The organism is Bacillus cereus group sp. BfR-BA-01441, from assembly GCF_022663075.1.
In the GTDB taxonomy this organism is placed as follows: domain Bacteria; phylum Bacillota; class Bacilli; order Bacillales; family Bacillaceae_G; genus Bacillus_A; species Bacillus_A cereus.
In genome coordinates this window covers 18,724-30,370 of the sequence record NZ_JAKUEU010000029.1, presented here as the reverse complement: position 1 = coordinate 30,370, position 11,647 = coordinate 18,724, and the positions used below count along the sequence as shown (strand labels likewise).

Here is an 11,647-nt window from a genome sequence, read left to right as displayed (position 1 = left end):
TGATTTTATTATGTAAGATAATACGTCTTACTTCTATAGAGTCATATCTAGTTTATTACATTTTATAAAAGATATTCAAGTATTTGAAAATGTATCCGTGCAAATCCGCGAACAAAACATAGGAATTCAGTGAACCGAATATAATTCAGTAAAATCCTTTGTAAAAGGGGAAATGGCATGGGGAATCCATTAGCAATGGAAGAAATGCTTCATATTATTCATGCAGGGCTTGTTAAAAAGAATAACCCAAAACGGATTACGATTGCAGGTGCAGGGATTTCTGGATTAGTTGCAGGTTCTTTATTAAAGGAGGCTGGGCACGAAGTAACGATTATAGAAGCAAATAACAGAATAGGTGGCAGAGTGTATACGATTCGGGAACCATTTAGTGTGGGTTTATATTTTAATGCGGGACCGATGAGAATCCCTGACACCCATAAGTTAACCTTAGCGTATATTCATAAATTTAAACTACCTTTAAACCTTTTTATAAATAAAACTTTTGCAGATATCATTTATACGAATAACATTCAAACGAGATTGAATGTGTTTGAAAATGATCCAAGTGTACTTGAATATCCGGTTTTGGATAAAGAAAGAGGAAAAACGGCAGAAGAGCTAATGATTGAAGTATTAGAACCAATACTAAATTACATTAAGAGGGATCCTGATAAAAACTGGCTTATCGTTGAAAAAAAGTATAAAACGTATTCGCTTGGTTCATTTTTAATGGAGTATTATTCAGATGGTGCGATAGATATGATTGGGGTACTTCTTGATATGGAAGCTTATATGGGAATGTCCTTAATTGAAGTATTACGTGAAATGATTTTCTTTACTTCAACAACGAAATATTATGAAATAACTGGTGGAATGGATAAGTTATCGAATGCATTCTTACCACAATTAAGGGAACATATTTTAATGCCGTATAAGGTTGATAAAATTATACAAGAAGATAATAAAGTAATGTTACAAGGAAATCATGAACAAACGTTAGAGCAATTTACAATAACAAGTGATTTTGCTATTATTACAATTCCATTTTCAGCGTTAAGATTTGTAGAAGTTCAGCCATACTATTTATTCTCTTATTTTAAAAAAAGAGCAATTCGTGAATTAAATTATATTGCTGCAACTAAAATTGCAATAGAGTTTAAAAGTAGATTTTGGGAGAAAGCGGGACAGTGTGGCGGTAAATCTATTACTGATTTACCGATACGGTTTACATACTATCCGAGTTATGGCATTCATACTCCAGGACCAGCTATCGTTATAGCAAGTTATACGTGGGCAGATGAGGCGTTAACATGGGATAGTCTCCCGCAAAGAGATCGTATTCGGTACGCATTAAAAAATTTAGCGGAAATATACGGTGACATCGTCTATAGTGAGTTTGTCACTGGAACATCTTTTAGCTGGAGTAAAAATCCGTATTCTTGCGGTGCATTTACAGCTTTCGAACCAGGCCAAGAGCTCGAGTTATTTCCGTATATTACACCACCATCTGGAAAAGTACATTTTGCAGGAGAGCATACGACATTAACACATGGATGGATGCAAGGGGCAATTGAGTCTGGAGTTAGAGTTGCATATGAAGTAAATGAACAGTGAATCTCTTATATTTACAAATGGTCATTCTTTTAATAAAATGATAAATATAAATCGTAATTATTACGCTTTGAATACATTTGAAGTAAAGAAATGGATGGTCGGTTGAATGAATAAAGTGGAGATTCATATATTAGGTGGTTTTTTAGGTAGTGGAAAATCAACATTATTACAAAATTTATTGTTAGCAGAGAAAAAGAAGAATAGAAAAGTTGCAGTATTAATGAATGAAATTGGTGAATACTCAGTAGATACAGATATTATTGGAAAAGAGAATGTTTTAAGAGAACTTCTTAAAGGATGTATTTGTTGTACGTTAAAAGAAGAGCTTGAAATACAATTACATTCGTTATACCAACAAGAAAGACCAGATGTAATTTATATAGAAACGACAGGTGTTGCGCATCCAATTGAAGTGTTAGACGCGTGTGTCTCGCCAATTTTAGCTCCTTTTCTGGAAGTGAAATCAATTGTAGTCGTTTTAGATGCAGTAAGGTGGTTAAATCGAAGTATATTAAGTGCAAATGTACAACAGCTATTGCATGAGCAACTGAAATTTGGTAGTCACATTCTTGTTAATAAAGCAGATTTACTAACAGATGAAGATAAGAATACAGTATTTGAAGAAGTAAAGGCAATAAATGATCATGCGAAAATGTATGAGACAAAGTATTGTAATATATCTTTAAAAGATATAGAAGAAGCAGAATTTCCAAATGATGAGGAACACGAGACACTACATGTCAAACAGCATTTGCATATACAAACAATGACATATCAATTTACGAAACCGATTGATCAAGACAAATTATATGAATGGCTTTCGAATTTACCAGATAGTATTTATCGAGTGAAAGGTTTTGTGAAATTCCATGGAGATAAATACCCTCACCTATTCCAATATTCGTTCGGAGTACCAACTTTATTAGAACAAGACTTCGGTTTCCCGACAAACTTAGTAGTAATAGGAGAAGGACTAGATAAGAAACAATTGGCTGAAGGGTTAGAGAAAGTAGAACTTAACTCTAATTAAGGGGAAAAGACTAACTTAAAAATAAGTTAGTCTTTTTGTATGGTCATTACTGAAATGAAACAGTATTTTCAATTGGATTGCAGAATATATATTGATTGTATGTCCGTTTCCATTACATAGGAAGGTGATTATATATTTGTGCCGAATGTAGAGGGTACTACAAGAGTTTTCCATTATCTATCGAATTAGTTAGTCATGATTACGGACAGGGGATTTTGGCGTGTTTGATTCTATCAGAAAGTAAAGTATGGGGAGGATCACAATGTCGATGAAAAAACGTAAGTGGCTAAAAACAATGTTTACTGGTTGTGTTTTAGGTTCGTTATTAATAACGGCAGCTTGTTCAGGAAAGAAAACAAGTACAGAGGATGAAAAAACGATTAAGGTAGGAGTCCTTGCTTCTTTAACAGGACCGCTAGAATCGTATGGAAAACAAACAGTGAACGGATTTGAATTAGGGTTAGATTATGCAACTGGTGGAACTGGGAAAGTAGATGGGAAAAAGATTAAGTTTGTTGTAGAAGATACAGAAACGAAAGCGGATGTAGCAGTTAAAAAAGCTACGAAGTTATTAGAAGAAGAGAAAGTTGATTTTTTAGTTGGATCGTCTAGTTCAAGTGATACGTTAGCGGTTTTACCACTGGCTGAAGAATATGAAAAGATTATGGTTGTAGAACCGGCAGTTGCAGATAGTATTACCGGGAAGAACTGGAATAAATATATTTTTAGAACTGGAAGAAGTTCCTCACAAGATGCGATTGCAGGAGCAGCAGCAATTGCGAAAAAAGATGTAAAGATTGCAACATTTGCCCCAGATAACGCTTTTGGTCGTGAAGGGATTGCTGCATTTAAAGCGGGTGCGAAAAAATTAGGTGCGAACATTGTGAATGAGCAATACGCGGATACAAATTCAACAGATTTTACAGCGAATATTCAAAATATCATTAGTTCAAAACCAGATTATTTATTTATCGTTTGGGCAGGGGCAAATTCACCTTGGAAACAGTTGAAAGATATGAATGTGGAAGCGCAAGGTATTAAAATTTCTACAGGTGCGCCAGATATACCAGCATTAAAAACAATGGATGCATTAGTAGGTATGCAAGGTTTTTCTGTATATTATCACACACTTCCAAAAAATAAAGTGAATGATTGGCTAGTTGAAGAGCATAAAAAACGTTTTAATGGTGCAGTGCCAGATTTGTTTACAGCAGGAGGAATGTCAGCAGCAATTTCTATTGTAGAAGCCTTAAAGAAAACAAAAGGTGATACAGATGTAGTTACCTTGATTAAGAAAATGGAAGGAATGGAATTTGATACACCGAAAGGAAAGATGAAGTTTAGAGAGAAGGACCACCAAGCGATGCAGACACTGTATTCTATCACATTGAAAAAGCAAGACGGTGTTGATTATCCGGTGCCAGTGTTAGAGCGAGAATTAACGATGAAAGAAACAGAACCACCAGTTCAAAATAAATAGACTGAATTTTCTGTTGTTTTTGTATAAAGAGGGGGGACCCTCTTTATACATATTTCTTTCATACTCACGGCTTTAAAGGGAGGGATTTCGTGACACATTTGCTAGAGACGAAAAATCTTAGTGTATCTTTTGGTGAACATCAAGTTATTAAAGATGTAAATTTAACTGTCCAAAAAGGAAAGCTCATTTCTATTATTGGGCCAAATGGTGCGGGGAAGACAACGTTATTTAATTTACTAAGTGGACAGATTTCACCCACAACAGGTGAAGTGTATTTTAAAGGGCAAGATATTACAAAACTATCGATTTCAGATCGAACACGCTTAGGAATCGGTCGCTCTTTTCAGCTTACAAACATATTCCCAGAATTAACGGTACTTGAAAATGTCCGTTTAAGTGTTCAATCATTCGTACAAGATTACTATAGTTTTTTCCCGAGTTCAGCAAAATTAAAGCAACAAGTTGGAGAGGCGAGACGTTTCTTAAAAACAGTATTACTTCATGAAAAAGAGAACGTATTAGCGAAAGATTTGGCACATGGAGAGAAAAGGAAGCTAGAACTTGCGATGTTATTAGCTTTAAAAACGGATGTGTTATTACTTGATGAGCCGACGGCAGGTATTTCGGTTGAGGAAGTCCCTGCTATATTACAAGTGATTGAAAATATTAAGAAACATCCAGAGAGCACAATTGTACTTATCGAACACAAAATGGATATGATACTAGGTTTGTCAGATCATCTTATCGTTTTATTTCATGGAGAGTTATTGGCTGAAGGATTGCCAGAAGAAATTATGAAAGATGAGCGTGTACAAAGTGCTTATTTAGGGGGATTATATAGTGGCACTATTACAAGTGAATAATATAGAAACGTATTTAGATCAGTTTCATATTTTGCAAGGAGTATCTCTTGCTGTTGAGAAAGGGACGATTACTGTACTGTTTGGTAGAAATGGGGCAGGGAAAACAACGACATTACGTTCAGTGATGGGGTTTCACCGCATTGCAGATGGTGAAATTTATTATGATAGTGCAAAAGTGAGTGGATTACCTACACATTTAATTTCAAGGAAAGGAATAGGGTATGTACCAGAAAATCAAGGTATTTTTCATGATTTGACAGTAGAAGAAACTTTCGCTCTTGCTAGGGGAAAAGGTGAGGAAGTAGAAGGGAAAATAGAGTGGATGCTGGAACTATTTCCGGATTTAAAGCAGTTTTGGAATAAGAAAAGTGGGCTCTTGAGCGGAGGGCAAAAGCAAATGTTGGCTATTTCAAGAGCGTTTATTAATAGTGATGGATTATTACTTATTGATGAACCGAGCAAAGGGCTATCCCCGATAATGGTGGAGAAATTAATGGTAGCTATTTTGAAGATGAAAGAGAAAACAACAGTTTTACTTGTTGAGCAAAATTTTATGATGGCCAGTCAAATTGGCGATTATTTTTACATTATGGATAACGGACGAATTGTTCATAACGGTTTTATGAATGAATTAAAAAAGGATAAGGAAATGTGTCATAAATATTTAGGAATCTCTTAACATGAATCCGAGGTGAAAAGGATGGATGTGTTAATCAATTTATTTGTAAATGGGATTTCAACAGGGATGCTCATTTTTTTGTTAGCATCAGGTCTTTCACTTATTTTCGGTTTAATGAGCGTTTTAAACTTTGCACACGGTGGTTTATTTGCATGGGGAGCATTTACAGGTGTTTGGTTATTTAATGTGACAGGAAGTTATATATTAGCTTTAGTTGGAGCAGTAGCCATGGGAATGTTCCTAGGATTTATTTTAGAAAGGTTTCTTATTAGGCCGGTATATGGAAATCATGTTCGACAGCTGCTCGTTACGCTTGGAGGAATGCTCGTTCTTAGTGAGTGTATTAAAATATTTTGGGGGCCAAACCCTATTAGTGCAAAATTACCGTTATGGTTACAAGGAAGTTTTACATTCGGAGGTATTATATTAATTAAATATCGTCTATTTGTTATTTTGATTGGGATAATTATTTACATTGCACTACTACTATTACTCAAAAAGACGAAGATAGGTCTTATGATCCGTGCAGGTGTAATGGATAAAGAAATGGTTCAAGCGCTTGGTATTAATGTAAAAGCGATATTTTCTTTCGTCTTTTTATTAGGGGCAGGGATGGCAGCTTTGGGAGGATTCTTATTAGCACCGTATTCGGGCGTTATTTTCGCCGAGATGGGCATGCAGTATGCAATTTTAGCTTTTATAGTAGTAATTATCGGTGGATTAGGAAGCGTTCAAGGTTCAGCTATTGCTTCTTTAATTGTCGGATTAGCTGGTGCTTTTACAGCGTATTTTATACCAGATTTATCACTTGCAATTAATATGTTAATGTTACTATTTTTCTTAATAGTGAAGCCAACTGGACTTGTTGGTGAAAAGGGGTGAAATGGTGAACAACACATCGGACCGAATTAAAGTATACTTCGGAGTATGTATGCTCATTTGTTTAAGTGTATTTCCGTTCGTAAATGATTCACGGAGCCTGTTAATTTTGTTCACTCAAATCTTCATCTTTGCTATTTTTGCAATGAGTTTTGATGTATTGCTTGGGTATACAGGAATTGTATCGTTCGGTCATTGTATGTTCTTTGGGATAGGAGCATATGGGGTAGCACTTTTATTTGATCGACAAGGCGTATCAATAACGAACTTTTTAATTGGAATAGTAGCTGCAATTATCGTTTCAGCAATCGTTAGTTATATAATTGGTTTGCTTTCTTTACGATTGAAAAGTCATTTTTATGCAATGTTAACACTTGCTATTTCACAGTTATTTTTTGTACTTGCTGAAAAATGGCGTGGGCTTACTCACGGAGGAGATGGTTTTACATTTGGTGTACCAGACGTATTCCGTGATCGTTTTACGTTTTATTATGTAACACTTATATGTTTACTTATCATTTTTGTTCTGTTACGTCTTTTCACCAAATCTTCTATTGGAAAAGTATTAAAGGCAATTTCCCAAAATGAGCAACGTGTTGAAGCACTAGGATATAAAGTGCTTCATTATAAAATTATTGCTAGCATTGTTGCAGGAGTAGTAGCTGCGATTAGCGGTGGTTTATTTGTTATCACATTGCGTTTTGTTAATACGACTGTATTTTCAATTGAAATGACATTAAATGCATTATTGATGACGATGATTGGTGGGGTTGGAACGTTAATTGGAGCAATTGCAGGAGCTGGAATTATTGAATCTCTAAAATATTATTTATCAGAACTAGCTACAGAGTATCCGATCTTTGAACGATGGACGATTATTCTTGGTTTATTGTACATTATCGTATTGCTAGTTTTCCCGAAAGGATTAGTTGGCACGGTTAAGGGACTGAAGAATATGAAACGGAATAAGAAGGAGAAAAGTGCAGAAGTGGAGCAAAATGTGTGAAAAATCAATTGTATAGAATATGAAAATCCCTCTTTTAGATTCATAAAGGAGGGATTTTTTATTAACCAAATAGTTCATCAGGGATTTGTTTGAAAGAGTTTTGAATTGTAAAAAAATGAACAGCTAATTTCTCAACTGGAACATCTTCAATTGGTACCAATTTATCATTTTTAATCGGCAAAAAGGCTATCCCTTTTCCGTCCTGAATAAACTCTTCCATAAGCGAATAAGAATCTAATTGTTGAAGTTGACGCTGAGATAAATTATTTTCTTTTAGAAATTGTATCGTCTTATTTCTAAAAGGACACTTTTTGTCATTACTAACGAAGAAGAGTTCCTTTGAATAGTCAATGATACATTTTTCTTGATCTTTTAGTAAGCCTATAGAAATTGAAGTAGTAAATACTTTTTTAAAACCTGCACCAGAATCATCCTCATAAGTGATGACCATATCAACTTTTTGTTGCTGCAGTAATTTTGGCAAATGACTACTATTTTCTACATATATTTGATAATTCATGAAATTTTCTTTAATACGCTTACTTAAATAATTAGTCAAAATCGATTGTGACGTCGCGATTATATAAGAAGACCCACTTGTTTTAATTTTATCTTTCGCTTCTTCTAATAGAGTTAATATTTGATTCGTGTAATCTAATAAAATGTCACCAGCAGGTAACAAGGAAACACCTTTGTTATCTCTATGTAGTAAAGGCGTTTCTAATTCTTGTTCTAATTTTTTGATTCGCTCAGTTACGTTCGGTTGAACATATCCTAACTCTTTAGCAGCTTTACTAATAGAAGCCTCACTGGCAACAGTTTTGAATATAATAAGATCATTTATTTCCATATATCTCAGCCCCTTATGCACTATCATTATAAATGATACCAAACATAATTTATACCTATTTTACGTTAGTCAATCATCGGTTTATCATTATGTATATAGGATAGAAAGTGAGTGATAAACATGATTGGAATGCAATATAAGGTCATTCTTCCAAAGGATTATGACATGGGAATTATTAAGAAAAGGGTAAAGGATAATGGTTATAAAACTGATGGTTTCCAAGCACTAAATTTTAAAGCTTATTTAATTACGGAAACGGAGAAAGACGGGAATTTTTATAACTGCTATGCACCTTTATATATTTGGAATGGTCATGAAGGGATGAATAAATTTATCTTTGAAGGGTATTACGATAACATTTTACAATCTTTTGGATGGCAACAAATAAATATAGGTGTTCCATTAGTTGTTAATCTAAGTGATGGATTTAAGAAAAGTAGATATGTTGTTGAATATGCAGGAAGTATTTCTCAAAGTAAAACACTGATTGGGACTCAATTAAAAACGATGAATGAAAATGTACAAAACAACGAAAAGTGTTTAGGGAATGTAATCGTTTATAATCCGGATAAATGGGGGTATAGTAGGTTTAATTTTTATGAAGAGAAGCCTGAAATTGCAGTGAATAAAGGTGTTACAGTATATGAGATTTTACACATTTCACGATGAAATTTTGTTGCATATAAAAAAATAAGAAAAGGAATGAAAATCTATGCCTTTTGTGAAGATTTATTATCCTGAAAACATATTAAATGAAGAAGAGTTGGAAAAAATGGGTGAATGTATCCATCTTTCATTAATTGAACATTTTAACATCCCTGAAAATGATTATTTTCAAATGTTCTTACCCTACCAACAAAACAAATTTTTATATAATCCATATTATTTGTTGGAAAGAGGAGAAAAGAGAACAGAGAATATGATTTATGTTTCTATTACATGTGGACCGGGAAGAACGGTGCAACAGAAAAAAGATTTGTATCAATCGGTATCCTTAAAAATTACGGAATATTCCGGCGTTAAAACCTCGGATATTTTTATTACACTAAATGAGACAGCTGCTGAAAACTGGTCATTTGGTCAAGGAATAGCACAAATGGTGAAAATAAAGGGAGAAAAAAATGAAAAATGAAAAATGAACTTATTGAAGTACATATTAAAAAGAAAATGAGAGAAATGGCACCTGCATTTGCTCATTATAGTGAAAAGATATTATTTGAGGAAGTGTGGCGAGATGCCACTTTAACATTAAGAGAAAGAAGTTTGTGTACTGTGTCAGCACTAATCAGTCTCGGTAATACAGAACAATTACAATTTCATCTGAAGCTAGCTAAATAAAATGGGGTTATGGAGAATGAATTGGTTGCATTAATAACACATATGGCTTTTTACGTTGGTTGGCCAAAAGCTATGGCAGCTTTAAATATAGTAATGAATGAAAGGAAAAGTTAAGAATAATGATAAGTAAGAATTCATGTTTATATGAATTCTTACTTATCATTATTTATGCAATACTCTATCGATATATTTATTACATTTTTTCTTGCTTTTTTATCACTTGCGTAGTAAAGTGATAGTAAGATTAACGCTAGGAAGTGATCAAACATGCGTGATAATACGATAGGATCATTAATATGGTTACGTTTAATACGATTTACGAACCAAAGTAATCAAATGTCAAATGAGTTTTTAAAACGTTTTGATTTAACGACAGCTCAATTTGATGTGCTTTTGCAAATACGTACGTATCAACCACTAACACAAATGGAGTTAGCTGAAAAGGTAACTGTTACACAAGGTGGCATTTCTCGAATGTTAACTCGTCTTGAAAAAGAAGGATATATTGTACGAAAACAAGATTGGAAAACGAAAACAATTAGTCTTACAGAGCAAGGAGAAGCGGCTTTAGAGAGAGCATTGCCAGAGCAACTTGCATTTCAATCTTCGTTTTTTGATGATGTATTAAATGAAGAAGAGCAGAAAATATTATATGAGCTGATGACGAAAGTTCATAAGCATAGTGAAAAAAAAGAATTACCGCAAGAGTAATTTTTTTTACACCATCAATTGACTAATCAAGTGATGGTGTAGGTAATACGGAGATAAACTTGACTTACCAACGTTTTTAGAAAAAAACTAATACTACTTTATTAAAGGGGAGAGTAACTATGGAAAAATACCGTATAGATACAAGAAAAGGAATTGAGTTTGGATTATATTCAATTGGTGATCATGTTTTAAATCCACATAATGGGGACAAAATTACGCCAGAGAAAAGAATTCACGAACTAATTGAAACAGCTAAGTTAGCAGATGAGGCAGGGCTTGATGTGTTTGCTGTCGGAGAAAGTCACCAAACACATTTTACAACGCAAGCTCATACAGTTATTTTAGGTGCGGTCGCGCAAGCTACGAAAAATATAAAAATTGCAAGTTCCGCAACGATATTAAGTACATCTGATCCAGTTCGAGTATATGAAGATTTCGCTACCATTGACTTGATTTCTAATGGACGTGCAGAAATTGTGGCTGGTCGTGGATCTCGTATTGGAGGATATAGTTTACTTGGTTATGACGTGAATGATTATGAAGAATTATTTGAAGAGAAGATGGATCTTTTATTAAAAATTAATAACGAGGAACATGTAACATGGAATGGACAGTTCAGAGCACCGCTCGCACATGCATCGGTTATTCCAAGAGCGAAAAATAATAACTTACCAATTTGGCGTGCAGTTGGAGGTCCACCAGCTAGTGCAATTAAAGCAGGACGTGCAGGTGTGCCAATGATGATAACAACACTTGGTGGTCCAGCAATTAACTTTAAAGTGTCAGTAGATGCTTACCGCGAGGCTGCTCAGCGAAGCGGATTTGATCCAGCTAGTTTACCAGTTGCGACAACGAGTTTATTTTATACGGCAAAAAATTCACAAGATGCACTTAGTGAATATTACCCTCACATTAATGCTGGTATGCTTACACTGCGTGGTGATGGGTATCCGAAACAGCAATTTACAAATGCAATAGATTACCGTGATGCTTTAATGGTTGGTAGCCCACAACAAATCATTGAGAAAATGCTTTACCAATATGAATTGTTTGGCCAACAACGCTTTATGGCACAAATTGATTTTGGCGGTGTACCATTTGATAAAATTGAGAAAAATATTGAATTAATTGCTACTGAAATTTTACCAGCCGTTAGAAAACATACAGCAAAATAAATAAAAAAACTGAGAGTTTAAT

12 protein-coding genes and 1 pseudogene are annotated in these 11,647 nt (G+C 34.2%); 12 read left to right on the top strand and 1 reads right to left on the bottom strand.

All coding sequences use genetic code 11. From position 1 onward, the window contains the following. The first annotated feature begins 177 nt into the window (after positions 1 to 177). From MR107_RS14335 to MR107_RS14305, 7 genes are all read left to right on the top strand, one after another. Positions 178 to 1,614 (top strand): flavin monoamine oxidase family protein, encoded by a 1,437-nt coding sequence (locus tag MR107_RS14335; RefSeq protein ID WP_098772088.1) that lies wholly within the window; start codon positions 178 to 180, stop codon positions 1,612 to 1,614. 106 nt (positions 1,615 to 1,720) lie between these two features. Beyond that, positions 1,721 to 2,644, top strand: coding sequence for a CobW family GTP-binding protein (locus MR107_RS14330; RefSeq protein WP_001044939.1), 924 nt, complete (start codon positions 1,721 to 1,723; stop codon positions 2,642 to 2,644). Between the two features lie 262 nt (positions 2,645 to 2,906). Next, positions 2,907 to 4,124 (top strand): substrate-binding domain-containing protein, encoded by a 1,218-nt coding sequence (locus MR107_RS14325; protein ID WP_242292467.1) that lies wholly within the window; start codon positions 2,907 to 2,909, stop codon positions 4,122 to 4,124. An 89-nt stretch (positions 4,125 to 4,213) separates the two neighbouring features. Further along, positions 4,214 to 4,987, top strand: coding sequence for an ABC transporter ATP-binding protein (locus MR107_RS14320; RefSeq protein WP_000149338.1), 774 nt, complete (start codon positions 4,214 to 4,216; stop codon positions 4,985 to 4,987). Further along, a complete protein-coding gene (locus tag MR107_RS14315) occupies positions 4,965 to 5,666 on the top strand; it encodes an ABC transporter ATP-binding protein (protein WP_001196696.1) in 702 nt (233 codons plus the stop codon). The genes MR107_RS14320 and MR107_RS14315 overlap by 23 nt, the downstream gene beginning before the upstream one ends. Before the next feature lie 21 nt (positions 5,667 to 5,687). Next, positions 5,688 to 6,548 (top strand): branched-chain amino acid ABC transporter permease, encoded by an 861-nt coding sequence (locus MR107_RS14310; RefSeq protein WP_000382805.1) that lies wholly within the window; start codon positions 5,688 to 5,690, stop codon positions 6,546 to 6,548. Between the two features lie 49 nt (positions 6,549 to 6,597). Beyond that, positions 6,598 to 7,551: a branched-chain amino acid ABC transporter permease gene (locus MR107_RS14305; RefSeq protein WP_002040965.1), complete on the top strand. Its 954-nt coding sequence runs from the start codon at positions 6,598 to 6,600 to the stop codon at positions 7,549 to 7,551. 61 nt (positions 7,552 to 7,612) lie between these two features. Here the strand turns inward: MR107_RS14305 and MR107_RS14300 are convergent, their stop codons facing one another. Further along, the gene (locus MR107_RS14300) at positions 7,613 to 8,401 is read right to left on the bottom strand and encodes a LysR family transcriptional regulator (protein WP_242292466.1); all 789 of its coding nucleotides are present in this window, start codon (positions 8,399 to 8,401) and stop codon (positions 7,613 to 7,615) included. Between the two features lie 120 nt (positions 8,402 to 8,521). Here MR107_RS14300 and MR107_RS14295 point away from each other — a divergent pair, with 120 nt between their 5' ends. From MR107_RS14295 to MR107_RS14275, 5 genes and pseudogenes are all read left to right on the top strand, one after another. Beyond that, the gene (locus MR107_RS14295) at positions 8,522 to 9,070 is read left to right on the top strand and encodes a DUF4865 family protein (RefSeq protein ID WP_242292465.1); all 549 of its coding nucleotides are present in this window, start codon (positions 8,522 to 8,524) and stop codon (positions 9,068 to 9,070) included. 43 nt (positions 9,071 to 9,113) lie between these two features. Beyond that, a complete protein-coding gene (locus tag MR107_RS14290) occupies positions 9,114 to 9,533 on the top strand; it encodes a tautomerase family protein (RefSeq protein ID WP_001117234.1) in 420 nt (139 codons plus the stop codon). Further along, positions 9,530 to 9,853, top strand: a pseudogene (locus MR107_RS14285) (carboxymuconolactone decarboxylase family protein). The gene MR107_RS14290 and the pseudogene MR107_RS14285 overlap by 4 nt, the downstream one beginning before the upstream one ends. Positions 9,854 to 10,006: 153 nt before the next feature. After that, positions 10,007 to 10,450: a MarR family winged helix-turn-helix transcriptional regulator gene (locus MR107_RS14280; RefSeq protein ID WP_001205523.1), complete on the top strand. Its 444-nt coding sequence runs from the start codon at positions 10,007 to 10,009 to the stop codon at positions 10,448 to 10,450. Positions 10,451 to 10,569: 119 nt separating this feature from the next. Then, positions 10,570 to 11,625, top strand: coding sequence for an LLM class flavin-dependent oxidoreductase (locus MR107_RS14275; protein WP_025687206.1), 1,056 nt, complete (start codon positions 10,570 to 10,572; stop codon positions 11,623 to 11,625). Positions 11,626 to 11,647 lie beyond the last annotated feature (22 nt).